The sequence below is a fragment of the Alkalibacter mobilis genome, assembly GCF_015594845.1.
Taxonomy (GTDB): Bacteria; Bacillota; Clostridia; order Eubacteriales; family Alkalibacteraceae; genus Alkalibacter; species Alkalibacter mobilis.
Map to the genome: position 1 here is coordinate 1 of NZ_JADNRK010000019.1, position 26,942 is coordinate 26,942.

General features: G+C 38.6%; 26 protein-coding genes, 2 tRNA genes and 1 rRNA gene. 24 read left to right on the plus strand and 5 right to left on the minus strand.

What is annotated here, in order from left to right:
* The 7 genes from rrf to IWB18_RS09270 form a co-directional block, all read left to right on the plus strand.
* Nucleotides 1-77: ribosomal RNA gene (gene rrf / locus IWB18_RS09240) — 5S ribosomal RNA — on the plus strand; the annotation flags it as partial.
* A gap of 296 nt (nt 78-373) precedes the next feature.
* The gene (locus IWB18_RS09245) at nt 374-652 is read left to right on the plus strand and encodes a late competence development ComFB family protein (protein ID WP_225877820.1); all 279 of its coding nucleotides are present in this window, start codon (nt 374-376) and stop codon (nt 650-652) included.
* Nucleotides 653-666: 14 nt separating this feature from the next.
* On the plus strand, nt 667-1,182 hold the full coding sequence (locus IWB18_RS09250) for a transcription repressor NadR (RefSeq protein ID WP_195683339.1): 516 nt from the start codon (nt 667-669) through the stop codon (nt 1,180-1,182).
* A 10-nt stretch (nt 1,183-1,192) separates the two neighbouring features.
* The gene (locus IWB18_RS09255; protein WP_195683340.1) at nt 1,193-3,964 is read left to right on the plus strand and encodes a UPF0182 family membrane protein; all 2,772 of its coding nucleotides are present in this window, start codon (nt 1,193-1,195) and stop codon (nt 3,962-3,964) included.
* A gap of 38 nt (nt 3,965-4,002) precedes the next feature.
* A complete protein-coding gene (gene serS / locus IWB18_RS09260) occupies nt 4,003-5,274 on the plus strand; it encodes a serine--tRNA ligase (protein WP_195683341.1) in 1,272 nt (423 codons plus the stop codon).
* Nucleotides 5,275-5,369: 95 nt separating this feature from the next.
* Nucleotides 5,370-5,458: transfer RNA gene (locus IWB18_RS09265), tRNA-Ser, on the plus strand.
* Nucleotides 5,459-5,491: 33 nt separating this feature from the next.
* A tRNA-Ser gene (locus tag IWB18_RS09270) sits at nt 5,492-5,582 on the plus strand.
* 125 nt (nt 5,583-5,707) lie between these two features.
* Here IWB18_RS09270 and IWB18_RS09275 read toward each other — a convergent pair.
* From IWB18_RS09275 to IWB18_RS09295, 5 genes are read right to left on the minus strand one after another with little or no spacing between them, the layout of a single operon-like run.
* Nucleotides 5,708-6,406, minus strand: a complete 699-nt coding sequence (locus IWB18_RS09275; protein WP_195683342.1) for a response regulator — start codon at nt 6,404-6,406, stop codon at nt 5,708-5,710.
* Nucleotides 6,403-7,812 carry a sensor histidine kinase gene (locus IWB18_RS09280; protein ID WP_195683343.1) on the minus strand — a complete coding sequence of 470 codons (1,410 nt, stop codon included), beginning with the start codon at nt 7,810-7,812 and terminating at the stop codon, nt 6,403-6,405. Before IWB18_RS09280 ends, IWB18_RS09275 begins: the two co-directional genes overlap by 4 nt.
* Before the next feature lie 38 nt (nt 7,813-7,850).
* Nucleotides 7,851-8,501, minus strand: coding sequence for a potassium channel family protein (locus IWB18_RS09285; RefSeq protein WP_195683344.1), 651 nt, complete (start codon nt 8,499-8,501; stop codon nt 7,851-7,853).
* Nucleotides 8,502-8,513: 12 nt separating this feature from the next.
* Nucleotides 8,514-9,851 carry a TrkH family potassium uptake protein gene (locus IWB18_RS09290; protein WP_195683345.1) on the minus strand — a complete coding sequence of 446 codons (1,338 nt, stop codon included), beginning with the start codon at nt 9,849-9,851 and terminating at the stop codon, nt 8,514-8,516.
* Nucleotides 9,852-10,307: an NAD-binding protein gene (locus IWB18_RS09295; RefSeq protein WP_195683346.1), complete on the minus strand. Its 456-nt coding sequence runs from the start codon at nt 10,305-10,307 to the stop codon at nt 9,852-9,854. It abuts the gene before it with no gap.
* A 321-nt stretch (nt 10,308-10,628) separates the two neighbouring features.
* Here IWB18_RS09295 and IWB18_RS09300 point away from each other — a divergent pair, with 321 nt between their 5' ends.
* From IWB18_RS09300 to IWB18_RS09380, 17 genes are all read left to right on the plus strand, one after another.
* Nucleotides 10,629-11,150 (plus strand): VanZ family protein, encoded by a 522-nt coding sequence (locus IWB18_RS09300; RefSeq protein WP_195683347.1) that lies wholly within the window; start codon nt 10,629-10,631, stop codon nt 11,148-11,150.
* The gene (locus tag IWB18_RS09305; protein WP_207740800.1) at nt 11,110-12,042 is read left to right on the plus strand and encodes a LicD family protein; all 933 of its coding nucleotides are present in this window, start codon (nt 11,110-11,112) and stop codon (nt 12,040-12,042) included. Before IWB18_RS09300 ends, IWB18_RS09305 begins: the two co-directional genes overlap by 41 nt.
* 13 nt (nt 12,043-12,055) lie before the next feature.
* A complete protein-coding gene (locus IWB18_RS09310; protein WP_195683348.1) occupies nt 12,056-12,907 on the plus strand; it encodes a ChbG/HpnK family deacetylase in 852 nt (283 codons plus the stop codon).
* Nucleotides 12,904-13,341: an adenylyltransferase/cytidyltransferase family protein gene (locus IWB18_RS09315; protein WP_195683349.1), complete on the plus strand. Its 438-nt coding sequence runs from the start codon at nt 12,904-12,906 to the stop codon at nt 13,339-13,341. The genes IWB18_RS09310 and IWB18_RS09315 overlap by 4 nt, the downstream gene beginning before the upstream one ends.
* A 138-nt stretch (nt 13,342-13,479) precedes the next feature.
* On the plus strand, nt 13,480-15,342 hold the full coding sequence (locus tag IWB18_RS09320) for a sugar transferase (RefSeq protein ID WP_195683350.1): 1,863 nt from the start codon (nt 13,480-13,482) through the stop codon (nt 15,340-15,342).
* Between the two features lie 34 nt (nt 15,343-15,376).
* Entirely contained in the window at nt 15,377-16,144 is a 768-nt protein-coding gene (locus IWB18_RS09325; RefSeq protein ID WP_195683351.1) for a glycosyltransferase family 2 protein, read from the plus strand.
* Nucleotides 16,145-16,146: 2 nt separating this feature from the next.
* Entirely contained in the window at nt 16,147-17,331 is a 1,185-nt protein-coding gene (locus IWB18_RS12720; RefSeq protein ID WP_195683352.1) for a glycosyltransferase, read from the plus strand.
* Between the two features lie 30 nt (nt 17,332-17,361).
* Nucleotides 17,362-18,297, plus strand: a complete 936-nt coding sequence (locus tag IWB18_RS09335; protein ID WP_195683353.1) for a hypothetical protein — start codon at nt 17,362-17,364, stop codon at nt 18,295-18,297.
* 1 nt (nt 18,298) lies between these two features.
* Nucleotides 18,299-19,348, plus strand: a complete 1,050-nt coding sequence (locus IWB18_RS09340; protein ID WP_195683354.1) for a GNAT family N-acetyltransferase — start codon at nt 18,299-18,301, stop codon at nt 19,346-19,348.
* On the plus strand, nt 19,338-20,159 hold the full coding sequence (locus tag IWB18_RS09345) for a glycosyltransferase family A protein (RefSeq protein ID WP_195683355.1): 822 nt from the start codon (nt 19,338-19,340) through the stop codon (nt 20,157-20,159). The genes IWB18_RS09340 and IWB18_RS09345 overlap by 11 nt, the downstream gene beginning before the upstream one ends.
* Entirely contained in the window at nt 20,122-21,528 is a 1,407-nt protein-coding gene (locus IWB18_RS09350) for an O-antigen ligase family protein (protein WP_195683356.1), read from the plus strand. Before IWB18_RS09345 ends, IWB18_RS09350 begins: the two co-directional genes overlap by 38 nt.
* Nucleotides 21,482-22,636, plus strand: a complete 1,155-nt coding sequence (locus IWB18_RS09355; RefSeq protein ID WP_195683357.1) for a hypothetical protein — start codon at nt 21,482-21,484, stop codon at nt 22,634-22,636. The genes IWB18_RS09350 and IWB18_RS09355 overlap by 47 nt, the downstream gene beginning before the upstream one ends.
* Before the next feature lie 5 nt (nt 22,637-22,641).
* Complete coding sequence (locus tag IWB18_RS09360; protein ID WP_195683358.1) at nt 22,642-23,064, plus strand: adenylyltransferase/cytidyltransferase family protein; 423 nt, start codon at nt 22,642-22,644, stop codon at nt 23,062-23,064.
* 27 nt (nt 23,065-23,091) lie between these two features.
* Nucleotides 23,092-23,919 carry a LicD family protein gene (locus tag IWB18_RS09365; RefSeq protein ID WP_195683359.1) on the plus strand — a complete coding sequence of 276 codons (828 nt, stop codon included), beginning with the start codon at nt 23,092-23,094 and terminating at the stop codon, nt 23,917-23,919.
* A 13-nt stretch (nt 23,920-23,932) separates the two neighbouring features.
* Entirely contained in the window at nt 23,933-25,447 is a 1,515-nt protein-coding gene (locus tag IWB18_RS09370; RefSeq protein ID WP_195683360.1) for a lipopolysaccharide biosynthesis protein, read from the plus strand.
* A 30-nt stretch (nt 25,448-25,477) separates the two neighbouring features.
* Nucleotides 25,478-26,167: a YveK family protein gene (locus tag IWB18_RS09375; protein WP_195683361.1), complete on the plus strand. Its 690-nt coding sequence runs from the start codon at nt 25,478-25,480 to the stop codon at nt 26,165-26,167.
* On the plus strand, nt 26,164-26,793 hold the full coding sequence (locus IWB18_RS09380) for a CpsD/CapB family tyrosine-protein kinase (protein WP_195683362.1): 630 nt from the start codon (nt 26,164-26,166) through the stop codon (nt 26,791-26,793). The genes IWB18_RS09375 and IWB18_RS09380 overlap by 4 nt, the downstream gene beginning before the upstream one ends.
* The last annotated feature ends 149 nt before the right edge of the window (nt 26,794-26,942 follow it).

The window sequence follows — 26,942 nt, forward strand, 5'->3', positions numbered from 1 at the left end:
CGAACACAGAAGTAAAGTCCTCCTGCGCAGATGGTACTTGGATGGCGACGTCCTGGGAGAGTATGTCGCTGCGGGATTCCACAAGAATGACTCTTGGTCTTATGACCGAGGGTTTTTTCTTTTTTTGAAGAAGACAACTGCTGCGTCATCCTGGCCTGCTGAAAGGATCACCTCAAATATGCAGATTCATCACATTCCTTCAGAATGGCGGATGATAAATTCTCTCATCTTTAGCCTGTCAAAGGATCTTCTTAATTGACATGCCTCGTCATCCTGAGCCTGTCGAAGGATCTCATCAATCATATTCTCCTCCAACTATTCTTTTATATATTCAAAATGCATGTTATAATGAAATATTAGGAGGGATGATCTATTGGATGGGAAATTGCACCTTAAAAATTTTACAGAAATATTGGTAGATGAATCGATAAATAAATTATGGGGAGAATCAACTTCGGACTGCAGATGTGATAGATGCAGACTGGATGTAAAGGCAATAGCTTTAAATAAACTCCCGCCAAAGTACACGGTGACCGATAAAGGAGAAGTATTTGCAAAATTGAATTCCTTTAAGAATCAAGTACATGTAGATGTATTAAAGGAAGTAGTAAGTGCTATGGAAATTGTGAAGTCAAAGAAATCCCACGATTGATACAAGGAGATAAAATGATCAGCGAAGAGAGAAGAAAGAAAATAATCAATTTGCTCAAGAAGGCGGACAGACCTTTGTCTGGCACCGAATTGTCTGAAAAATATAATGTGAGTCGACAAATAATAGTTCAGGACATTGCCATTTTGAGAGCAGAAGGAAACGATATTATTGCCACGGCAAAAGGGTATCTTTTTCCCAAGATCGAAATGAACACCATTCACAAGACAATTGCAGTCAAGCACACGAATGATTCCATGGAGAATGAACTCTACACCATCGTCGAGTACGGTGCCAAAGTTTTGGATGTGACAGTGGAACACCCCATTTACGGGGAATTAAAAGCAAATTTGATGCTGACGACTCAAGAGGATGTTGACAACTTCATTGCAGACTTTAAAGCTTCAGGCGCAGAACCTTTGTCTGTTATGACAAATGGTGTACATCTTCATACAATCGAGGTTCCAAGCATAAAGGTTTACGACATGATAATAAACGATCTAAAAGAGAAAGGGTTGCTTTTGGATAAATGAGGAGGATCAAATGTCAGGGAAAAATGCAAACAAGTTTTTAATTGCTGCAGTAGCGGCGTTGATGTTGCTGGGGACAGTTTTTGTAATGCTTAGTAATTTCTATATTGACTTTTTATGGTTCAGTGAAACCGGGTTTACAAACGTGTTCTTTAAAGAACTCGTAACCAAGCTTCAGATAGCGGTACCGCTGTTTGTCGTTATGACGATTATTTTGTTTTTCTATTTTAAATTTATTAAAAAATATGCAAAGAAAAGTGGTGTAGTTGAGGTAAAAACAAAGAAATTTGACTACCTTTCGCTGGGTGCGGGAGCAGTTTCTTCTTTGATAATAACTACTATCGCTACAAATGCTCTATGGTATAGATTACTTGAGTTCGTCAATGCCAAAAGTTTTGATGTTTCAGATCCCATCTTTAACAAAGACGTTTCATTTTATGTATTCAAGCTGCCTCTCTTGGAGAGTATTTTCAGCGTTATGTCCATTGTTCTATTTATAGTCTTTGTTGTCACGATCCTATTCACCGCCGGTTTTTTTTGGACTCAGAAATCGCCTAAGGTGGATGTAGAAGTGGGCGTAGACCACAGAGCTCAGGAAATAAAGGACTTTTTTATCAAATTTGGGAATATAATGGTCAAACAAATAGGTGTATTTGTTGGATTGTTCTTTTTGCTTACTGCATTCAGTTACTATTTAAGGCGATTTGGCCTTCTGTTTTCGCCTTCCGAAATATCTTATGGCGCAGGATACACCGACACTACCGTAAGATTGAGGCTTTACACAGTTATGATGTTTTTATCTTTAGCAGCTGCTGCAGCATCTGTTATATTCGGATTTAGAAAGAAGATCAAGCATATAATAGCAGCACCTGTAATATTGATAGCTGTGTCGTTTTTAGGAGGAATATTAGGTTTTATAGTTGAAAGCTATATAGTCGGACCAAATCAATACGGCAAGGAGGAGCCTTACCTTCAAAGACATATCGAATATACAATCAAGGCCTACGGATTGGAGAATGTCGAGACTAAGCCTTTTTCAGCAAAACAGCCTATAACATACGAAGATCTCGAAGAAAATAACCTGACCATTTCCAATATACCGATAAATGATTACAGACCGACTTTGGATATGTACAATTCCATTCAAGGAATAAGGATCTATTACCAGTTCAATGACATAGATATCGACAGGTACATCGTAGATGGAGAATACACTCAAACATTCATTTCGGCAAGAGAGATGAATAATGACCAACTTGAGGAAAATGCGAAAACCTGGATCAATCAGCATCTAAAATATACACACGGATTTGGCATAGCCGTATCCCCTGTCAACAAGGTGAATGAAGTGGGACAACCGGATTTGGCGGTCAAGGATATTCCGCCTGTTTCCGATAATGAGATACAAGTGGAAGAGCCAAGGATATATTTTGGCGAAAGTACGGATACCTATGCTATTACAAATGCGAAAACTCCGGAATTCGACTACCCTGAAGGCAGTGATAACAAGGAAAATTTTTATGAGGGAACGGCCGGAATAAATTTGAATTTGATCAACAGAGCAGCTTTCGCATTGAATCAGGGAGAAATCAAAATCCTGTTGTCGACTGAAATTACCGGCGACAGTAAAATTCTCATTAGAAGGAATATTGTCGAGAGGGTAAAGACGATTGCGCCATTTTTGGCTTATGACGAGGATCCCTACATAGTGGCATCCGAAGGAAAACTCTATTGGATAATGGATGCTTTCACCTTGAGTGACAGATATCCATATTCAAAACCATACAGCGAGACGACTTCCTTCAATTACATACGAAATTCTATCAAGGTAGTGGTAGATGCATATGACGGTGATGTGACATTTTATCAGGTGGAAGAAACAGATCCTATAGCAACCATGTATAATAATATCTATGACGGGATATTCAAACCGATCGATGAAATGCCTGAAGATTTGAGAGGTCATGTGAGATACTCACAGGAAATGTTTGACATACAGGCTGAAATATACCGAACTTACCATATGGCAAACACTAGAGTCTTTTACAATAAAGAAGATCAATGGGAGCTTCCAAGACAGATATATGGTTCCCAAAAGGAAGTAGAGCAGGTGGAAAGCACTTATCTTATCATGAAACTTCCGGAGAGAGAGTCTGAGTTTACTCTTATGGTTCCTTATACTGCAAGGCAAAAGGACAACATGGTCGCTTGGATGGCTGCCATGAACGATGGTGAAAATTACGGCGAGATCATAGTCTACACTTTTCCAAAACAGAGTCTGATATACGGTCCGATGCAGATAGAACAGAGGGTGGATCAGGATACGGTCATATCTCCGCAGCTCACATTGCTGGGGCAGCAAGGCTCAGAAGTAATCAGAGGTAATATGATGGCCATACCTATAGAAGAAGCTATTTTGTACGTAGAGCCAGTTTATATCAAAGCCAGGGATAGCGAGAGAAGTTTACCTGAAGTCAAAAAAATAATCGTATCGTATGATAATAAAATTGTAATGGCCGATAGTTTGGAAGATGGACTAAAACAGATATTTGGCGGACCGGCTGAAGATGACGGCGATGACGATGAAGAACCTGGAATAGTTATTCCGGGAGATTTGAACAGCCTCATATCAGAGGCCAACGATTTGTTCGATAGAGCACAGGAAGCCCAAAGAAATGGAGATTGGGCAGGATACGGACAATTGATCCAGGAATTGGAAGATATTTTGAATCAATTGCAGGAATTGCAGCAACCTCAGGTGCCTGTTGTAGATGATGTAGAGTGATTTATCGGTAATGCAATAATTTCGAAAGGAATGTAGATATGTTAGACATTAAGAGAATAAGAGAAAATGGTGAAGAAGTAAACGAGCTTCTTAAGAGAAAAGGCGATTATGACATTTCAAAGCTAATGGAGCTTGATGAAAACAGAAGAAAGTTGATATCTGAAGTAGAAGAAAAGAAGGCTGAACAAAACAGAGTGTCAAAACTGATTCCGGTCTATAAGAAAGAAAAAAAGGACGTTTCTGAAATTTTGGCGGAGATGAAAACACTTTCGGAAGAAATAAAAAAATCTGATGACGTTCTAAAAAGCCTGGAGGCAGAAATCAAGCAGATTTTGTTGGAACTTCCCAACACTCCAAATCCTGATGTAAAAATCGGAAAAGACGATAGCGATAACGACGAAATAAAAAAATGGGGAGAACCAAGACAATTTGACTTTGAAGTAAAAGCCCATTGGGATATAGGAACGGATCTGGGAATACTTGATTTTGAAAGAGCTGCAAAAATTACCGGAGCGAGGTTCAGCATGTTTACGGGAATCGGTGCAAAGCTGGAGAGAGCCATAATAAACTTTATGCTTTCCGTTCACACAGATGAAGGCAAATATACTGAAGTTTCTACCCCATTTATGGTAAATCGGGATTCAATGACCGGAACTGGACAATTGCCTAAATTCGAAGATGATGCTTTCAAGGTTATCGAAGACAGGGATTTGTTCTTGATACCTACTGCGGAAGTGCCTGTGACAAACCTCCATAGAGATGAGATACTCGATGGATCAGAACTGCCCATATACTACACGGCTTATTCGCCTTGTTTTAGAAAGGAAGCCGGATCGGCAGGCAGAGACACCAGAGGACTTATAAGAAACCATCAATTTGATAAAGTGGAGATAGTTAAATTTTCACATCCTGATACATCTTACGATGAACATGAAAAACTTACGGCTGACGCAGAGAAGATATTACAACTTTTAAAGTTGCCGTATAGAGTGGTTGAACTATGCACTGGAGACATGACTTTCTCTTCTGCAAAAACATACGACATAGAGGTTTGGATGCCAAGTTACGGAAGATACGTAGAAATCAGTTCCTGCTCCAATTTCGAGGATTATCAGGCTAGAAGGGCCAATATAAGGTTTAGGGACAAAGACACGGGAAAAGTCAATTTTGTCCATACCTTGAATGGGTCAGGGCTGGCTGTTGGAAGAACTTTTGCAGCGATCTTGGAAAATTATCAAAATGCCGACGGTAGTGTGAACATTCCGGAATCTCTTGTGCACTTCATGGGTGGATTGGAAGTTATAAAGTAAAAAAAGGGAGATTTTTCTCCCTTTTATCTACTAAAATGATACAAATCTTATTGACAATGTTATTGTGCGTTGGTATAATAACAATTGTCTCATTCCGAGAGGTACCGAAGTGGTCATAACGGGGCGGTCTTGAAAACCGTTAGAGTGAAAGCTCACGTGGGTTCGAATCCCACCCTCTCGGCCATTTTTTATATTCAAATTTAAAAACTATAGCTATGGAGAAGTACTCAAGTGGCTAAAGAGGTGCCCCTGCTAAGGGTATAGGCCGGGAAACCGGTGCGAGGGTTCAAATCCCTCCTTCTCCGCCATTCAAGGCAATCAACTCGCTGAAAGCGAGTTTTTTTATTGCCCAAAACAGAGGGGACAAAAAACGGAGGGGACGGTTCTTTTTGTTTTTTGATCAAACAAAAAGAACCGTCCCCTCCGTTTTTCATTATTCGTCAGCGAACCTGTAACCCACACCCACTTCTGTTAGAATGAAACGTGGACGAGCAGTGTCCTTCTCTATTTTTCTTCTTAAATTAGCCATATAAACTCTTACGCTTTTGGCATCGTCTGTCGACGTATACCCCCAAACATGTTTTAGTATGTAACTGTGGGTCAAAACCTTGCCTTGATTTGAAATAAGAAGCAATAAGAGTTTGTACTCAATGGGAGTCAGATGAACTTCTACATCGTCGATTAAAATTCGTCGCTTCTCATAATCTACAGTCAGGTAATCGCACGTATAAATATTTTCAGTCGGAGAATTTGTTTTTGAAAGTGCTCTTTCTGAAACACGGATCCTTGCCATCAGCTCTCCCATGTGGAATGGCTTGGTTATATAATCATTGGCACCCAGATCAAGTGCCTGGATTTTTTCTTTCTCGTGACCTCTGGCAGAAACAACAAGTATGGGTATGTCAGAGAATTCTCTTAGTTCACTAATAATTTCCAGTCCGTCACGATCTTCAAGACCCAAATCAAGCAGGATCAGATCCGGATGATGAGAACTGAACATAAACAATCCACAAGCTGCACTATCTGCAACTAATACTTCATAGCCTTGTTTCTCCAAGGAGACAGCAATAAAATTAGATATATACTTGTCATCTTCGATAATTAAAATTTTGCTTTTGTTTTCCAAAATCATCCCTCCAACGGAAGAGTAAAAATGAATCTGCTTCCTTTTGGTACATTGCTTTCGGTGAAGATCTCACCGCCATGAGCTTCAACTATGGCTTTACAAATCGCAAGCCCCAGTCCTATGCCTTTTTTTCCATCTGTAACATTTCGTTCCAAGGTAACAAATTTATCAAAAAGATTTTCTTTTATGTTTTCAGCTATGCCCTCACCTGTGTCTGCAACGATTATTTTCAAGAAATCTCTTTCTTCTTTTATTTCAAGAGATATTTTACTTTGGGACGTAGTATGTCTGATGGCATTTTCCAATAGATTTATCAGAACTTGAACGATGAGCTTTCCGTCTACGGGTACCATGATGACTTGTTTTGGTAATTCGACAATTAAATTTCTGTCATTTAGCAGTCTGGATATATGTGAAACCGCTTCACTGACCACGTCGTCGATGACTTCGAATTCCTTGTGAATCAATAGTTGAGAGTCATTTATTCTAGTCATATTTAAAATATTTTCTACCAGACCAGTCAGCCAGGTGATTTCTTCACTCATCCCAAGTACCAGTGTTTTTCTTTCATCGAATGTCAGGGTCTCGTAGTTGTCGGCCAAGAGATTGGCAGCTCCGGAAAGAGCCGTCAGGGGACTTCTCAGATCGTGTGCGACGGATCGTAAAAGAGTTGATCTTAGATGCTCCTTTTCCATGGCAACACGGATTTTTTCCCGTTCAATATAAAGACTTTCTCTGTCTAAAGCGATTCCAAGCTGGGTCGAGACTGCCTGGATTATTAGTTCGATCTGTTCATCAAACGCTTGATTTTTGTTGTATACCAAAAGATTTCCCAGTTTAACAGTACCGCTTTTGATCTCGAAGCTTAAATGATTTCCAGTTGGTAGAACGTCGTATGCGTTATAAATCTCTTTGTTTTCCAGCTCAATTATACTGTCAAAACCGGTGTAGTCTTTAATAAAAGAGATTCCTTGATGCATTATGCTTTTTTGTCCGCTAACGGGCAAGAAACCTGAAGAGATTTGATGGAGGATCTTTGCTGTGTTTTCGTTTTTTAAAGAAATTTCGATTTGCTGCTGGAGTTTTGATGTAACCGTGCCAGATACTACTGCAGTAATCAAAAAAAACATCAGCAAAATGATATCGTTGCTGCTGTATATGTGAAATGTATAAATGGGAACAGTAAATAAAAAATTAAAAGCCATCAAACTTAAAATTGAATTTAGGATTCCCCAAAAGTAACTACCCGTCAAAACGGAAGAGAAAAGAACACCTAGAAGAAATACCATTATTATACTTTCTTTTCCAACACCAAGATAGCTCATGGCTATGGAAGATCCTGTAGCCAATACTAACATGATCAATGTTTTGGCAGCGCTGCCCAAGGTGTTTTTTTTATAGTTTGAACTCATGGATGAAATCACTCCTTGTAGACAGTATATGTTTATATCTATTTTTTGTCCATAAGTCTAAAGATATCTTTTTTATTGCCAGCCACCAGAAGGTGATCATCAATGGATAAAAGATAATGGGGATCATTGAGTGGAATCACCCGGTCTTCTATTTTAAATCCCAATATATTGATATTGTACTTGGAACGTACGTTTAGATCCAGTACGCTCTTTCCGGCCCAGAATTTGGGCACTGACATTTCAGTAATGGCATAATCAGTTGTTAGCTCTATGTAATCAAAAGTATTCTTGGCACTGTATTTTACAGCTGTACGCTGAGCCATGTCCCTTTCGGGATAAATTACATCGTCCGCTCCGATTTTAAGTAGAAATTTCGCATGTATGTCCCTGTCGGTTTTAGAAATCACGCACGAAGCATCAAGCTCCTTGAGTAGTGAAGTGATTTCCAGTGACGATTGAAAATTGTCGCTGATGCAAACAAAGCAAACATCGAAGTTGTTAACACCAAGGGATTTCAAAACATCTTCCTCCATACAGTCCCCAATTTGTGCACGGGTAACATAAGGCGCGATTTTATTGATTGCATCTTCATCTGTGTCAACGACCATGACTTCATTTCCAAGTTCCGCAAGTTTAATTGCCAAATGTCTTCCAAATCTGCCAAGTCCGATAACTAGCATTGATCTCATTTATTTACACTCCTATCCAATAATGATTTTTTCCTCAGGGTCTCTGAGAAGTTTTACTTTGCGTTTTTCAGTTACAGCCATGAAAAGCGTCAGACTGCCTAGTCTACCGCTGTACATAAGCAAAATGACTGCTACCTTTGACAGGGAGTCCAGGTCCCTTGTTATGCCCATGGAAAGCCCGACTGTGCCTACTGCTGATATCGTCTCGAACATAGCTTCTTTAAGTGTAAAATTTTGCGAGGCCAGTATCAGAAAACAACCAGAAAATATCAAAACGAGGTATAAAATCGTGTTTGTGTAGGCTCTTCTAACTAAATTTTGCGGAAGCCTTCGTTTAAAAATATTTATGTCTTCCTGCTTTCTTAAATATGAAATCACTGACATTATAAGTATAAAGAAAGTAGTAACCTTTATACCTCCAGCAGTTGATCCCGGAGCACCTCCAACAAGCATTAAAAGCATGGTGAAGAGTGACCCGGCCTCACTCAGTGCACCATTGTCAACTGTATTAAATCCGGCTGTTCTGGGAGTAACAGATTGAAACAGAGAGGCTAGGATTTTCTCTCCCAGGTCCATACCGGCAAAGGCATAGTTTCTTTCCAAAATAAAAAATACCACAGCGCCAAATACGATCAAAAAGCTGGAAAAGGCGAGTACGATTTTAGTATGCAGGTTATAAGATCTGATATTGAATTTGTTGATGATCATATCTTTCCATACGATAAAGCCCACACCACCTATAATGATCAAGGACATGACAGTCACATTGATAGTCACATTGGTAGAAAAGGGTACAAGGGAAGCGTAAGGAGAAATTGAACCCATAAGATCGAATCCGGCGTTGCAGAAAGCTGACACGGCGTGGAACAATCCAAACCACAGACCTTTTTTCAAACCAAAATATGGTATGAAGCTCTTTGCCAATATCAAGGCTCCAACAGTTTCAAATATCAAAGTCCCGATCAGGATGTGTTGAACGAGTCTGACCGCTCCGCTGAGTTGCATTGAGTTGACAGCTTCCATTAAGAAAGAGCGTTCTTTTAAACCTATCCTTCTTTTCAAGACAATCGAAAACAATATGGCGATAGTCATAAAACCCAGTGCGCCCAATTGAATAAGAACCATTATTACAAATTGTCCAAACATTGAAAACTGGCTCCATGTATCATATACCACAAGACCTGTTACACAGGTTGCACTGGTGGCCGTGAAAAGTGCGTTGAGAAAAGGGATGCTTTCGCCGTTTCTACTGGCTGCGGGCAGCATCAGCAACAGAGCTCCAGCAAAAATAATTACAGCAAAACCTATGGCAATGGTCTGTTTCGCCCCTAGGGCAAACTTACTTGTCATTTAAATTATCCATCCTTCCATTAGTTTAAGCAGAATTTCAGTGGAATAACTTGCATATATTATATGATCAGCACCGAGCTCCTTATAGAGATTTTCATAAATCATGTCATTGCACTGTACTATTATATGATTCAAGGGGTAGTGTTTTTTTGAGTTGTTGACTATCTGCAAATTATCTATGTCACTATCTGAAATAGCCAGCAGTAATTCATAATCCAAATTTTGAATATATGAATTGTGTACGGTTTTAAATGGCAAGTGATTTTTCTTAAGCAAGTTTTCAATGGGAGAATTGTTATGGTCGTCTGCAAACAATAAAATAGAATGTCTTGATCGGCTATTGTCACTCATAGGAAAAAACTCCGGATTCGACAAGCCGGCATCCAACTTTTTCATCAAATAAAATCCGAAATATACTACAAAGGATATTATTAACACTGCCAGAATATAATCCAAATAGTTCACCACCTTTCATGGATTATGATAGAGTAAAAGATGTTAAAATGGTGTCTGTTTTGGACTGATGATGTTAATTTTGTATAAAGACGCTCAGAGGCAGAGGGGAGCAAACGGAGGGGACGGTTCTTTCTGTTTTTTGTACAAACAAAAAGAACCGTCCCCTCCGTTTGCCGTCCCCTCCGTTTGCGTTTTTGTCCCCTCAATTTGACGCATACTTATTTGTTGTTAATAATATTGCAAGTTTTCAGTGTTTGTGTTTTAAAAATGGGTATACATATATACACATATAGAAAAATCTTCTTTAGGGAGAGGTATATAATGAAACATCTTTGGAGCGACTTCGGCAAACTGGGGTCGCTCTTTGTTGTCGGAGTGATAACAATAATAGTATCAAATCGTAGAGGAAAAGATAAAAATCCTAATAAGGCAAAATCATCTCTGGACAACCAAATAAAAATCGTGGTTTGGGCTATCCTGCTGATAACAATGATTCCGACCAATTACAATTCCGACACGCGTAGAATTTTGAATTTAGTACCATTTGAGAATATGTACGATATGGTGTTCAAATCGGGGAGGATTGGTCTTCCCCTTTGGAATATAGGTCTAAATATTTTAATGTTTATCCCTTTTGGATATCTGATGTCCCAAGATCTAAAGGATAAACCTGACATTTGCATGGCGGTGGTTGCTAGAGGATTCCTGTTTTCACTGATGATAGAAACCATGCAGTTTGTTGTTCCCCTGGGTAGATCCGCAGATGTAGACGATTTGATCCTAAATACACTGGGAGCATATTTTGGATTTTTATTTTGGAGCTATACAAGGCAGAAAAATTGATAAAATCAAAAAACGAGGTGAGACGGGCATGGATCACGATATGAAACAGGTGCAGGATAAAATTCTTGAGGTAGCGGTTTATCTTGACGAATTTTGCAGAAAAAACGATATTACCTACTATTTAATGGGTGGATCTGCATTAGGTGCGATCAGACACAAGGGATTTATTCCATGGGATGATGATTTTGACGTTTTTATGGATTATAAAAATTATTGGAAATTCATCAAAATTGCCAAGGAGAAATTGGATAAGGAAAGGTTTTATCTACAAGTTGAAAATACTGAAGAGTGGCCTTTGTTCTTCACTAAACTTAGAATGAATCACACAACATTCATTGAAGATGACACCAGGGAAAGAAATATGCACAAGGGATTCTATGTTGACATAATGTGCCTGAACAATACCACAGAAAATATTGTTTACAGATTTTTTCAGTATTTTGCGGCGAGACTTTTGGTAGCCAGGACATTGGGGATCAAGGGATATCATACCCAAGACATTCTCAGGCAGACAGCGTTGCTCTTATCAAGGGTTTTTATAAGGGGTTTTGTTTTCAAGGGACTTCTGAAATTCGTACGCAGACTCAATAAGAAAGAAACAGGCTGGGTAGCACACTTTTTTGGCAGGGCAAAATTCAAAAACACTTCTTTTCCTGTAAGCTATTTGGGCACACCCAGATACGTAGACTTTGAAGGAAAACTTTTTCCAGTGCCTGAAAAGGTTGAAAAATATCTGATTATGAGATATGGAGACAAATATATGGAAATACCTGATGAAAAGACAAAAGCATTGTACCCTGTCCATGCTGTTTTTGTGGATCCAAAAACCGATTATAGAAAATATGAAGTTTTAGAAAACGGGAAGGTCAGGTCTTTGGTAAAGTCAGAGTAAAAAGAGGTGTGAAATGAAGGAAGTTTTGATCACAGCTGATGATTTTGGAATGTGTCAACCGGTAGACCGGGCTATCATGGACTTGATAGAGATAGGGATGATAACAACTACGAATGTTATAACAAATATGGAAACCTTGGAAAACGGCAAAATACTCAGGAGAGAGTATCCATGGGTATCAGTTGGTATTCATTGGAATGTCACTACGGGAAAGCCTATCAGCAAGGCAAGCGAAGTTAAAACTCTTGTAGGGGAAGAAGGTGAGTTTTACAATGCCGATGACTTTAAAAAAAGGATCACGAAAGGGTTGATATCTCCCGACCATTTAAGGACTGAACTTATCAACCAATATAATTTATTTCAGACTTATTGCGGATTTGCCGACTATTGGAATGTTCATGAGAATGCTGTATTGTGTCGCAAAGCTTACAGAATATTTGCAGACGTGGCCAAGGAACTTAAAATAAACAAGACGAGAAACTTCCAAAGAGTATATTTGGACTTCGATCAACTGCATGGGAAAAGGAAATTCCGAGAAGTTTTGGTAAAAATCTACATGGACGTTTGGTATGGACATTTCATAAAAAGAGAGTTTTCGATACCTGACGGAAGGATCATTGCTTTTGGCAGCGAGGGCAAAACAGATTTGGACAGATTGATAAAATCTCTTGAAAATTCATCCAAACAAAGGATAGAGCTTGTGGTTCATCCGTCGACCCTGCCATATCACTACCTGTTTGGTGATATGAGCGAGCAAAGGGTCAAGGAATATGAATTTTTCAAATCCAAGAGTACTGCCAAGAGCTTTCATGAGAGATTTAATTTGGTTGGTTTTGATGTCATTGATCAGGGGGGAAAAAGATGAAGAGATACAAAGTAGGTTACACAACGGGAGTATTTGACATGTTTCATATCGGGCATCTTAACATCTTGAGAAGAGCAAAAGAACAATGTGACTATTTGATAGTTGGAGTCACTACGGATGAATTGGTATCTTACAAGAACACTAGAGCCATAATACCTGAAAATGAGAGAATGTCTATAATTGAGAGCATTAAATATGTAGACAGGGTCGTACCCCAAGAGAATATGGATAAAATGGAGGCTTGGAACAAGTACCAGTTTGATGTGATGTTTGTAGGAAGTGATTGGCAAGGCACAGAAAAATGGAATGCTTTCGAGCGGCAGTTTGGAGAAGTCGGAGTTGATATAGTGTACTTCCCATACACGGAGGGAACTTCCTCAACCAAACTTAAGGAAGTTCTGGAGAAAATTTTGCATGAGCATATATCCGAGTGAAATTAAAGTTGCAATTAACTTTGACTGAATGAAGGCAAGCGGAAAATGAGGGTATAAATGAAGTGTAAGCATAGTTGGAGCATGTTTTTGTTTTAAAGATTTCCAATTCTGGTTGGGAATCAGGAAAGAGTGATCGATATGTATAACAAGTTTATCCTCGAAAACAAGTACAAGATGGTCTTACTGATCCAAATAATAGAAATTGCGTTGGTGATTTCTATGATGTTTATTTCGATACACGTAACCAACAGGTTCGTCTACAACGAATTGCATCCCTTTGGATATTATAAGGGCATGTTTTATTTTCTTGTATCTACATCGGTCATGGTGACTGTTTTAGCTGCAAAGGATTACTTCAATTTTTTCGACACATCTTTTCTGAAGTCTGTAAGCAAAGCAGCTGGTGTGGTTATATTTATCAACGTGGTAATGATAGTATTTTTATATTTTTCTCAGAGTAGCCTTGTGACAGCTTATTATTTCGTTATCATAGCGGGTTTGCAAATGATCTCGCTTCTATCTATCAAAGTTGTCACTAATAAATTCAAGGAAAATATTTTTAGACGGCAACTGTCGGTGATTGTCGGAAATGATCGAGAAAAAAATATTTTGATAGAGGCATTAAAAAAACAATCTTTAAACAGAGTGACTTTTGTATCTGAAAATGACCCGAATTTGTATGATCACATAAAAAGAGCTGATTATGTATATTTGCTGATAGTGTCGACCAAAGAATTAAAAGACGATATCATAGCTTATTGCGAGTTGCACGACATAAGAATATTCATGGTACCCGAAAGCCACGAAATAGCGCTGAGAGATGCTGAATTGACGCAAATAGGAGATGTGCCATTGTTTGCAGTAGAGAGATATCGATTGACTGAAGGACAAGTGATCGTAAAAAGAATCATCGATATAGTATTGGCTTTGGCTGCCATATTTTTGGTTGCTCCCATAATTCTGATTGTTGGAATTCTTATAAAAAAAGAAGACGGAGGCCCGGTATTTTACCTGCAGGAACGATGCGGATTGAATAAAAAACCTTTTAAAATGATCAAAATGAGAAGCATGATAGTTGACGCTGAAAAATATACCGGTGAAGTTCTGGCTCAAGAAAACGATCCCAGGATAACTAAGATCGGAAGAATCATCAGAGCCACCAGGATAGATGAGATTCCCCAGTTTTTTAATGTGCTTCTGGGGAGCATGAGCGTTGTGGGACCACGGCCTGAGAGACCGGCATTCGTAGAGGAATATCTGAGTCAATACCCGGAATACATTCATCGCTTTGCTGTAAAACCTGGAATCACCGGCTTGGCCCAAGTTATGTCAAACTACACTACGACCTCTGAAAATAAATTGAAGTTCGATTTGATCTATATAAAGAAGTACTCGCCGGGATACGACTTTGGCATTCTCATCAAAACTATAGGAGTGGTATTTTCAAAAGAACAATCGCAGGGAGTTTCAAATGTGGATGAAGGCAAAGGCATATCAGAAGTTGGTTTGCCTCATATAGAATCAATTTCAGGATTGAGATTAAAAAACAAAAATTTTAAACCCTACAGTTTCAGAAAAGTGGCTGTAATTTTAGTATCGTGTTTCATAGTTATCATAAGTAGCATGTTTTTGAGGTACACCTCTTTGGCGGTAGCCGCCGTGGAAGCGGTGTCGGTGGATATTGCAACTACGGTAACACCTCAGGAAGGAATAGTGGAAATCGAAGACTATGAAATACCTCTTGCGTCTTTGGAAGATGTGACAGTACTAAGCCAGATGGATATAGAAATGAAACTGAGCACCTTGGGCAGCCAACATAAAATAAAATCTGTAATACTGCTGCTAACAAATTTGTCTAAAAAAGAATTGATGTTGATCGAAGAACTCCAAGAAAATGGATTGTCAAAGAGTGAAATCCTGTTGATCCACGATATCATGGACAAGAACTTCAGCCAGGATGAAATAGATGAACTTAAGGAGCTTTCATTGAATAAAAACTAAAAATTTTCATCGTCTTGTGAAAGGGGGGAGCGAGATGATACCCAAGTGCTCGGTAGTAGTACCGGTCTACAATCGGGAAGACTTTATAGAAAAGACTTTGAATTCGGTTCTTGATCAGACGTACAAGGAGCTAGAATTGATCGTTGTGGATGATTGTTCAACTGACAGGAGTTACGAAATCGTAAAAGAGATTGCCAATAGGGATCCAAGGGTTGTGCTAATAAAAAACGATGTAAATATGGGAGTGGCAGATACCAGAAATATAGGGATCCAAAAGTCTTCGGGCAAATATGTGGCGCTTCTTGACAGCGATGATCTGTGGCTTGATAACAAGCTTGAGATTCAAATAAATCATATTGAAGAAAAGGGATGCAGCTTGGCATATTGCGGTTATGGATTTTTTGACAAGGAAGGAAACAGGATAGGTGACACGTTTCATGTGCCCGAAACTGTAAATTTGAACCAGTTGCTTAAGAGAAATGTAATAAGTTGTTCTACGGTATTGGGAGAAAGACAGCTGTTTATAAACCATAAATTTGACAAGAGATATTATCATGAAGACTTGGTGGCATGGATAAGCATGTTAAAGGAATGCGGTACCGCATACGGTGTTTTGGACGAGTTGGCTGAAATAACAATAATGAAAGGCAGCAAGTCCGGCAACAAGTTAAAGTGCGCCAAAGAAAGATGGAAGGTTTACAGGGATTATCTCGATATGAGAATGCCTTTGGCGGTTTATTATTTTCTAAACTACGCATATTTTTCGGTAGCAAAGTATAGACCTATCAGAAAGGACTTGTGACAGTGGACAATGACAAAAAGAAGAAGATTTTGATAGTTAACAACAACTTGGATTTAGGTGGTGTACAAAGATCCCTGATTAATCTTTTAAAAGCTGTGGAGAGTGATTACGACATCACTTTATTTCTTTTCAGCAATACAGGAGAATATAAAGATCGCATCCCAAAGAAAATCAAAGTGATAGAGGCGAAAGCTCCACTGAATCTATTGGGTATTTCCCAACAGGAATCCAAATCAAAAGGTTTGACCATGTATTTGTTGAGAGCTCTGCTCTCGGTTTATGCAAAGGTTTTTAACAACCATTTGCCTATTGGATTTTTGGTTTCAACCCACCCAAGTCTTAAAAGTTACGATTTCGCCGTATCTTTTCTTCATAATATGGAAGGGCACATGCTCTACGGCGGATGTAATGATTTTGTTCTCAGACGAGTGAAGGCAAAAAATAAAGTGACTTTTTTACATTGTGATTTTTCCAGATGCGGCGCCAATACCAAATACACTAGAAAAATGATGAATAGTTTCAACAAGATAGCTGCGGTTTCCGAAGGATGTAAGGAAAGCTTTTTAGAGGCGATGCCGTCACTCAAGAACAGAACTAAGTGTGTATATAACTGTCACGATTTTGAGGAGTATCGCACTAAATCTGAAGAAAGTCCATTTATTTACGATGAAAATTATGTGAATGTCCTAACAGTTGCCAGGCTGGATGCTGGTAAAGGGATTCTTAGAGGTATAAAAGTTTTCGAAAAACTATTGCAGGAAGGATTTAAAACCAAGTGGCATATTGTAGGGGACGGCGTTTTGTGGAAAACTGTAAAAGATTTGATTTCAGAATTAAAGTTAGACGACAGTATTGCCCTGTACGGCAATCAATCTAATCCTTATAAATACATGAAAAATGCAGACCTGCTTTTGTTGCCCTCATTTCACGAGGCGGCCCCGATGGTATTCATGGAGGCAAAATCCGTTGGACTACCTGTACTCACTACTGAAACCATATCCGCAAGGGAGATGATCGCCGATGGCAAAGAAGGTTATGTTTGCGAAAATTCTGAGATGGGAATATATGAGAAAATTATGTTTGTGCTGTCAAATCCTTTGGAGATTGAAAAATGCAAAAGATATCTTAAAGAGCAGAAGTATTCCAATGATATGGCAGTAGAACAGTTTCATAAGCTGCTGAATTGACTTGTCTACAGACGACGTGGGGGGATTTAAGTGCTTTGGCCGGATAATAAAGATTTTGCATTTACCATTATTGACGATACAGATGCAGGGACTGTGGAGAACAGCAAGCCTGTCTACGATTTTTTATATGAAAAAGGGATCATAACTACCAAAACTGTCTGGGTGTTTCCGTCGAGGGATGAGTTTAAAGGAGAGAGCTTGTCGGATCATAATTACAGAGATTTTATTTCCGATCTATCCGACAAAGGATTTGAAATAGCTTCCCATGGACCGGGTTCAGGAGATTTTACCAGTGAGGAAACGATCAACTCTTTTGAAAAAATCAAAGATTTGGTTGGTTATCATCCAAAAATCTTTATCAATCATGCGTTCAATAAAGGAAATATTTATTGGGCCGGAAGCAGATTCAGTAGTCCGATATCAAAGATTTTTTTAGCGGCAAAGACGATCAGGAGAGATAAAATTGCTGAATCCTACGGAGAAATAGTGGGCAGTCCGTATTTTTGGGGGGATTATGCAAAGAAGAATATCAAGTATATGCGAAATCATGTATTTACAGGCCTGGATACCCTGAAATATGACAAGCATACACCATTCAAAGAGAAAAAAAAAGACATCTATTCAAATTACTGGTTCAGCTCCTCAGACGGTTACGATTGCCATACGTTCAACAGACTTTTAGATCCCAAAAATGTGGATAAATTGGTAGAAAATCACGGTTGTGCAATTGTATACACTCATTTTGGTTATGGGTTTGCAGACAAGGGCGCATTGAATGAAACATTCAAAGAGAGAATAGAGTACCTTTACCAAAAAAATGGATGGTTCGTACCTGCAGGTGAGTTGTTGGATTATTTGGAGGGCAATAAAGCAAAAGATGTTTACTTGAGTTCTCAACAAAAACTAAAGCTGGATCTCAAGTGGTTATTGCTGAGGATCATAAGAAAGATCTGTTGGAGGGTTTGACATGTATGACTTTGAAAGAATCGATATAGAAAAGATAAACATTGAAGAATATTACAATTTTGATACTAAAAGTGTTTTTACTTCTGTCGAATGGTTGAGATTTCTTGAGGAAGACAATGACGGAGAGATAGTGGTACTTCGTATTACCGAAGATGGAAAACTGATAGGCTATTTTTCCGGTCTCATAATCAAGAAGTTTGGAATAAAAATATTTGGAAGCCCCTTCAAAGGATGGAGCACAAGGTACATGTCCTACGATCTTTACGATAACACCTTGATCAAGGACCTTCTTGAGCCGACGGTTAAATACATTTTTAAGAGTACCGGATGTTTATATATTGAAATCGTTGATAAAAATTTAGGTCCTGAAGATATGGAATATATAAAATACGAGACTCAGCTGGTCACCACTTTGGAGATCCCGATCAACAAAAGTGATGAAGAGATACTTGCAGGTGTAAAGAGGAATTGTCGGCAGTTTATACATCAATTTGAAAATAGAGGTGCAACTGCAGAAATTTCGGAGCCCAATGATGAGTTTGCCAGAGAAATGTACAGTCAAATATGCGAAGTATTTGCCAAGCAAAATCTGGTTCCAACATTTTCATTAAAAAAAATTGAACTTATGTTAAAACATCTTGGAGAAACCGACATGGTAGTGTGCGTCACAGCCAGAAATCCGGAGGGGGTACCTATTGGATGTTATATCGGATGCGGTATGAACAAGAAGTGCTTCGGTTGGTGCATAGGAAGTCGGAAAGAGTATTTGTGGTATAGGCCAAACGAGTATCTCTTCTGGTACGGGCTCAGATACTGCAGGGGTCACGGTCGGGAAAGTTATGATTTTTCCGGTGTAGCCGAGTATAAGTACAAATGGAACCCCAATGAAGTGGCTTATCTGAGAATAATGGTAGGCAAATACCCTTTTTTGATAAGTTTGAGAAACACTGCGAAAAAAGGCTACTGGAAATTGCTGAAGGCGAAGGGGATCATAAGGAAAAAGTTTAAAGACAAAGATTGCGAGAATAGCGAGGTCCACAATGAGAGTTGAAGTCTTGTGCGTTACCATGCATCAAAAGGGATTGGAAAAGTATAATAATATGAACATAAAGACCGATGCAGTATTTGCCAATCAGGCAGAAAGATACGATTATATGGAGCAGATCATTGATGGGAATTCCGTCAAGATGGTCACCACTCCCTATCGAGGTGTGGGAAACAATAGAAATATGGGCATACTCCATTCCAGTGGGGATATTTTGATGTTTGCAGACGATGATATGGTTTATGCTGATGGGTATTCGGAAGGCGTGATAAAAGCCTTTAAGGAACATCCTGACTGCGACATGATGGTTTTCAGTTACATAACAGATTCGAAAAGAAAAGTAGCTGCCATTGAAAAAGTCAAGAGAGTTAGATTGTGGAATTTCATGCGTTATGGGACTGTAAGTTTTGTGATAAAGAGAGAAAGTCTGCTTAAATACAACTTGATTTTCACCCAGTTGTTTGGAGGTGGTTCAAGATATTGTGCAGGTGAAGACAACCTGTTCTTGCGGGATGCTCTAAAAAGAGGTCTTAAAGTCTACTCTCATCCATTTGTAATAGCATATGTCAATAAGGATGACTCTACATGGTTCAAGGGGTATGATGAAAGATATTTCTTCGACAACGGTGCTTGGTTGGAGACAGCTTTTCCAATCTTGAAGCACCTGCTGGTCTGGTACTTCGTTTTCAAGTTTTCGAAAAGATCAAAGATTGGGAAAATCGAAATCTTAAAACTTCAATATGCAGGGATCAAGTCTTTTCACAAGGGGATAAGCTATCATGAATGGCACGATCAAATCACAAAAGGAGAAAAATAAAATAATTCTATTTGGTTCATTGATCAACATAACATTGTTGTCGATAGGACATGCCTGGGGCAGCACAGCTTTGGTATTAGGCTCCATAGGTCTATTCTTGATAATAGTTCTCGCTTCGCCCGGAGAATATTTTCTTCCGCTGATGATATTTTATCTCCCATGGTCATCTCTTTTAAGAACCTATCCTGGAAGCAGCTCTTTTCATTCCATCGTACTGCTGATATTTTTGGTTGTTATGATTGTAAAATGGCTGAAAAACAATGGAGATCTAAGAAAGTCTTACTTGGCATTATCAATAATGTTCATAACGTTTACCTTGGGGGTAAAATTTTTTAACAGGCTATCCATCAATCCCCAGTATATATTCTTTATATCCATGATATTATTCGTTCCCATTTATTTGGAGGAATACAAGTGGAAACTGAAGTTTGATACGGGAATTTTGTTTTTGACCATGGGAAACATTTCTGCATGCATAGCTTCGACTGTGTTTATCGACAATCCGGGGATACACCAGTTTATGGATTTGAATCAAGAGATGATAGTTGGCCTGAGATACAGTGCTTTTTACAGCGATCCAAATTATTTTTCAGCTCAGATGCTTGTAGCAATTACAGGATTGTTGATAATCGCCACCAAAACAAAAAGAAAGAGAACAGTGTTGGGATCAATCATACTCATTGGTGTCTTGTTGTACTTTGCCATGCAGGCCGTTTCAAAAGCTTTTCTGATTAGTGGAACGCTGGTGTTTTCTCTATGGATAATAAATCTTTTGCTTGGGAAAAGACCTTTCCTGTATAAATTCTATATAATTTTGGTTATCGGCACAGTAGCATTTATAATCCTGAAAAACAATATTTTTGAGGAACAGATCAATTACTATTTGTTGAGATTTGGAAAAGCCAATGATGCAGTATCGCTCACTACAGGAAGATTGGTTTTATGGCAGGTCTATTTAGGGTATCTTTTGGAAAATATTGATAAACTGGCTTTTGGGATCGGGTTGTCCCAGGATCAACTGCAGATCCAACTAAATACTAATAATGCCCACATGACTGTGATTCAAATCCTTTATCAAGTTGGCGTTTTTGGCTTCGCCTTACTGTTGATGTGGTGGAAAAGCCTGTTTAACGGATTTATGGAAAAATCACATGTTGGGTTTACTGATTGGGGCAATATGGTTATTATGACCACAGCCATAATAATGCCATGGTTTGGACTGGATGTACTTTATTTTAGGGAATTTTTTTACTTCCCCTTGCTGCTTCTATTGTTGAAAGGATATCTGTGGGAAAATTCTCGGGATGCAGGTGATAGTGCTTATGAAAGCTTTGAATGGATTGGAAAAGGTCAGAAAAATCAAGCGTAATATTGTAAGAAACAATACAAACAGGCACGGATGGGAAACTTCCAGAAAACTGGTTGTAATAGAATCGGACGATTGGGGAAGTATAAGGATGCCATCCAAGGAAATTCTAATGGAATTGACTTCGTTGGGGGATAACGCATCTGATGATCCTTTCTATAGATATGATTGTCTTGAAAGCGAAAGAGATTTATCGCTTTTAATGGATCTGATGTCAGAGTTTAAGGACATTAAAGGGAGAACGCCAGTTTTAACGATGAACTACGCCATGGCGAATCCTGATTTTGAAAGGATAAAAGATTCCGATTACAATGAATATCATTTTGAACCATTCACACGTACATATCAAAGGTATCCGGAGCATAAGAAGTCTTTTGAAATCTTAAAAAACGGAATTGACGGAGGTGTATTTTACCCTCAGCTTCATTGTCGAGAACATCTTAATGTAAATCGCTGGATGAGAGATCTATCCGCAGGTAAAGATGATGTTAAATTGGCATTTAAATACAATATGATCTCTGTAGGCCGGTCGACAACACAAGACAACGAGTACGCTTACATGGATTCATTCAATTACGATTCTAAAGATGAACTTATACGGCTGGACGAAATCGTAAGAGAAGGGGCAGAGCTTTTTTACAGAACTTTCGGATATGTATCAGAGTCATTCATAGCTTCATGTTATATATGGGATGAAAATTTGGAAGAGGTCATGTCCAAGCTGGACATAAGGTATCTCCAGGGAGGACGTTTTCAATTAAAACCTGGTATGGCGAAAGGAAGTACAAAACTGGAAAAAATTGATCATTATATAGGAGAAAAAAACCAATTCGGTCAACATTACCTGATAAGAAATTGCAAATTTGAACCATCATGGAGAGAAGATCACGACTGGGTCGAAAATTGTCTCTTAGATATGGAAAGTGCTTTCAAGTGGAACAAACCAGCAACAATCAGTACTCACAGGCTAAACTATATGGGATTCATAAATGAAAATAACCGGGATAAAAATTTAGAGCTTTTCCATAAACTTATTTCCCGGGCAATAAAAAAATGGCCGGATATTGAATTTCTCAGTTCTGTAGAATTGGGAGAACTATTGAGAGGGTGAAAGTGATGGATCAAAAGAAATATGAAATTGGGTATACAACTGGAGTCTTCGATTTGTTTCACATTGGGCATTTAAATCTGATACGAAGAGCGAAAGAATTATGTGACTACTTGATCGTTGGAGTAAATACTGATGAATTAGTACGGGATTACAAAGGGAAAACTCCAATAATTTCTTTTGAACAACGTTTGGAAATAGTTGCTTCCATCAGGTATGTGGATGAAGCCATAGCTCAAACTGACTTGGACAAACTTAAAGCTTGGGAGGTTCTAAGATTCAACGCACTATTTCAGGGTGATGACTGGATGGGGCATCCGCGTTATATTAAAACAGAGGCGGATTTAAAAACAGTCAATGCAGACATGATATTCCTTCCTTATACAAAAGAGATTTCGACAACTTCATTGATAGAAAAGATCAGAAAATGAGCTTGAACAGACATCCAAAATCCTTTGATGAGAGAAGATGATCACATGGAAAAAATCGATATAAAAACGTTACAACGCATGCAGATTGAAACACTAAAAGAGGTAGATAGGATTTGCGGAAAAAATTCCATAACATACTACTTTATCGGAGGGTCTCTTATTGGAGCAGTCAGGCATAAGGGCTTTATCCCTTGGGATGACGATATAGACATCGCCATGATGAGACCGGATTACGAAAAATTTACAGAAATATGTAAAGAAGAGTTGAGTGAGAAATATTTTTTGCAGACATATGAAACAGATCGATTTTTTTACCAATCCATGGCACGGATCTGCATTTTAGGAACCTTTATCGATGAAAAATATTCTGAGCATCTCAAGTTCAATAAAAGCGTATATTTTGATATATTCCCTTTGGACAAGATACCTGAAGATAAGGAAGAACAAAAAAAACATGCGAATGCTATAAGAAGGATAGACAAACTTATATTCTTAAAATCGTGTTACATATACGATAGAGGATTTTTAAATTACAAATTGATAGGGAAAAAAATCGTGCAAAAAATATTAAATCCAATCTCATTTCCATTTCTTATGGATAAAAGAGAGAAAATAATCAGGCAATTCGAGGACTCAAACAGTGAATTGGTTTGCAGTACTGCAAGTAGATACAGTTATGAGAAGCAGATACATGAAGCATCCAGATTCGGGAAACCGTATTATATGGATTTTGAAGGAGAAAAGTATCCCGCTCCTGCTGATTGGGAAGGGTACTTGAAACAATTGTACGGTGACTACATGAAGTTGCCGCCTGAAGAAAAAAGAAAGCCTGAACACGACGCATACTTCCTGTAAAGGGGCAATCAAATTGAGAACTAAAAGATTTTTATATAATTCAGCTTCATTTGCATTGCTTCAAGCGGCTACCATTGCCGGTGGGCTTGTTTTGACAAGAATGTACCTCACGACCTATGGTTCTGAAATCAACGGATTGGTATCCTCCGTAGTGCAATTTGTATCATATTTCAGTTATGTTGAAGCCGGACTGGGCACTGCGCTCATATACGCTCTTTACAAACCGCTGGCTAACAATGATCAAAGTGAGATAGACGGGATAGTAACATTGGCTAAAGATTCATACATAAAAGCCAGTGCCATATACTTTGCCTTGGTCATTGGATTGTCCGCAATATACCCTTTTATCGTAAAGAATGAAACAACAGGGACCTTGACAATATTTTTGCTGGTTTTGGTTATAGGAACTTTCGGAGCTTTGGAATTTTTTACAATGGCTAAATACAGGGTCCTTATTATTGCTGACCAAAAGGAATACGTAATATCCATAGTTTTGCTGTTGGCATATATAGTAAATTTTGCCATTACAGCATTCATGATTTCTCTAAATGCAAACATCGTGTTGGTAAGAACCGTTCCATTGGTTTCTTTTTTGTTGCGGGTGATGCTGTTATCAAGCTATGTAAAAAAATACTACCCGTATATAACATATAAAGAACCTGCAGAGGAAAAATATCTTAAACGCAGATGGGATGCCTTGATAATGAAGCTCAGTGTAAGTATCAACACATCTGCACCCATCGTGATAATTTCCGTTTTCTCATCATTGAAAATGGCCAGCGTATATTCCATATACAATATGGTCTTTTCCGGGTTGATTGCCATAACTTCCATTTTTACAGCAGGAGTTTCAGCCTTGTTTGGAAATATAGTTGCGAATAATGAAACCGAAAAACTAAAAGAAGTACAGGACCAATTTGAATTCTTCATATTTGGGATCACTGCAGTTTTATACGCATGCGCGCTCATTTTGATAAACCCATTTATAAGCATTTATACAAAAGGTGTTACAGATATTGAATATAGTAATAATTTGTATGGTTATCTGTTCGTTGTTTGGGGAATATTATTCAATATAAGGATACCGTATACGGCATTGATCAATTCTTCGGGTTTATACAGAGAAACCAGAAATGTGAATATAATTCAAGTATTTGTGCTGATATCCATGGGAATTATAGCAATTCAGTTCTTTGAAATGACAGGGGTTCTTGCTGCTATGGTGATATCAGTGTTGTACTGGGTCATAGGACTCATAATGGCGGTAAAGAAGTCAATACCAACTGTGAAACCAGTGACGACATTATTAAGGACAGTCAGGATGTTCATAATAGTGGCGATTTCATATTTGCCGTTTAGGACGATAATCAACATGAACATCAAGAATTACGAGCAATGGGTAAAATGGGCCATGGGAGTATTTATTTGGGCTTTGATTGTTGGGGTATTGTTCAACTTTTTTTTCGACAGAAAAGCATTTTTGGCTACTGTTACCAGATTGAAATCAGTGATGCCTGGAAAGAAATAGACTTGTTTTATAAGACGGGAGATGATCTTAGTGAACTTAAGGCGAATGGCAGGAGCAGTTTTAAGAAAATGGTGGATGATCATATCGATGACACTAGTCGGAGGACTGGCGGGGATGGCAATGACGTATTTTTCTCCACCGGTATACGACGCTGAAGTCACTCTCTATTCCATGGATCTGAGCAAACTCCAGGAAGAAGGGGCTCAGTTGGAATATTATGATATTGAGCTCAGCAGAGAAGTTTTAGAGCAGTTTAGTAATGTAATATACAGTCGCAGGGTAATTTCGGTAGTTCAAGAACAACTCTCAGTATACGATTTGTCTGAAGAAGAGATTTTATCGATGGTCGATATAGAAAGCAGCATAGATGCAAATATATTTTATATCACGGCAAGGAGCGGTGATCCTGTCATATCTGCCAATGTGGCAAATGCCATGGCTGAGCAATTTGCTGTTACAATACATGAACTCCTGAACACCGATAATGTAGGCATACTGGATGAGGCTGCCGTACCTGAAAAGCCTGAACCGAAAAATACGACAGCAATGGCTTTTCTTGGAATTGTAGCCGGGTTTGCCTTTGGGTTCAGTGCAGTCTATCTTTTAGAATATTTTAATCCTAAAGTGTACTCAAAAGAAGATTTGAGCGAAGGATTCGGCTTAAGGATTTTAGGAACGATACCTAAATACGCAACCGATGAAGGTGAGGACAAGGCATGATAAGTAGAATAATAAAACGAGATATTAATAGTCTGCATGTAAAGAATGCGTACGAAACGATAGTTGCCAATATTGAACTTGGAGCAAGAGATGAATTGAAATCAAAAATGTTTTTGGTCACCAGTTGTAATCCCAAAGAGGGGAAATCAACCATTACAAAGGGGCTGGGACTTTATAGCAGCAGAACGAGTATGAAAACAATTATAGTGGCTTGTGATCTCAGGAGCAGAGAAGATAGTAAACATCAATTACTCAAACCAAGTCCTGGTTTGGTTGAGTGTTTGGAAGGCGAGACAACACCAACCGAAGTTATTGAGAGGATGGGTGAGAATTTGTACTATCTGCCGAGAGGGAGGAAAACTCAAAATCAAACAAAACTTTTTATGTCCGATGAATTTGACAAGCTTCTCGCGCTTTTGAAGGACACCTATGATTTGATTTTACTGGACGGACCTTCATTAAATGATGGGCCTGACAGTGTGGTGATATCTGCAAAATCAAAAGGAGTGATTTTGGTGATCTCAACAGGAGTGACCACATTCAAGCAAATTGGGGACGCAATGGAGCAATTTGAGTCTGCGGGAGCCGAAATTGTGGGGGCTGTTTTGAACAAAGCAAGCCGATGAAAGTTTAGTCGATTAAAGAATGATTTATATAGGAAGAAATAAATTACAAAAATGTATACAAAGCTTGAAAATGCACAAAAATTCAGCAGAAAATTTAATGTTGACTTAAGTCTAACCCTATGTTAACATCAGTTGCATCAAGGGTCTTA

Coding starts and splice junctions, on each gene's coding strand:
- IWB18_RS09350 (WP_195683356.1), top strand. CDS start 20,122: ATGAATGGCACGATCAAATCACAAAAGGAGAAAAATAAAATAATTCTA.
- IWB18_RS09255 (WP_195683340.1), top strand. CDS start 1,193: ATGTCAGGGAAAAATGCAAACAAGTTTTTAATTGCTGCAGTAGCGGCG.
- IWB18_RS09360 (WP_195683358.1), top strand. CDS start 22,642: ATGGATCAAAAGAAATATGAAATTGGGTATACAACTGGAGTCTTCGAT.
- IWB18_RS09340 (WP_195683354.1), top strand. CDS start 18,299: ATGTATGACTTTGAAAGAATCGATATAGAAAAGATAAACATTGAAGAA.
- IWB18_RS09250 (WP_195683339.1), top strand. CDS start 667: ATGATCAGCGAAGAGAGAAGAAAGAAAATAATCAATTTGCTCAAGAAG.
- IWB18_RS09310 (WP_195683348.1), top strand. CDS start 12,056: ATGAAGGAAGTTTTGATCACAGCTGATGATTTTGGAATGTGTCAACCG.
- IWB18_RS09320 (WP_195683350.1), top strand. CDS start 13,480: ATGTATAACAAGTTTATCCTCGAAAACAAGTACAAGATGGTCTTACTG.
- IWB18_RS09380 (WP_195683362.1), top strand. CDS start 26,164: ATGATAAGTAGAATAATAAAACGAGATATTAATAGTCTGCATGTAAAG.
- IWB18_RS09315 (WP_195683349.1), top strand. CDS start 12,904: ATGAAGAGATACAAAGTAGGTTACACAACGGGAGTATTTGACATGTTT.
- IWB18_RS09355 (WP_195683357.1), top strand. CDS start 21,482: ATGAAAGCTTTGAATGGATTGGAAAAGGTCAGAAAAATCAAGCGTAAT.
- IWB18_RS09290 (WP_195683345.1), bottom strand. CDS start 9,851: ATGACAAGTAAGTTTGCCCTAGGGGCGAAACAGACCATTGCCATAGGT.
- IWB18_RS09300 (WP_195683347.1), top strand. CDS start 10,629: ATGAAACATCTTTGGAGCGACTTCGGCAAACTGGGGTCGCTCTTTGTT.
- IWB18_RS09325 (WP_195683351.1), top strand. CDS start 15,377: ATGATACCCAAGTGCTCGGTAGTAGTACCGGTCTACAATCGGGAAGAC.
- serS (WP_195683341.1), top strand. CDS start 4,003: ATGTTAGACATTAAGAGAATAAGAGAAAATGGTGAAGAAGTAAACGAG.
- IWB18_RS09365 (WP_195683359.1), top strand. CDS start 23,092: ATGAGAGAAGATGATCACATGGAAAAAATCGATATAAAAACGTTACAA.
- IWB18_RS09285 (WP_195683344.1), bottom strand. CDS start 8,501: ATGAGATCAATGCTAGTTATCGGACTTGGCAGATTTGGAAGACATTTG.
- IWB18_RS09275 (WP_195683342.1), bottom strand. CDS start 6,406: ATGATTTTGGAAAACAAAAGCAAAATTTTAATTATCGAAGATGACAAG.
- IWB18_RS09280 (WP_195683343.1), bottom strand. CDS start 7,812: ATGAGTTCAAACTATAAAAAAAACACCTTGGGCAGCGCTGCCAAAACA.
- IWB18_RS09345 (WP_195683355.1), top strand. CDS start 19,338: ATGAGAGTTGAAGTCTTGTGCGTTACCATGCATCAAAAGGGATTGGAA.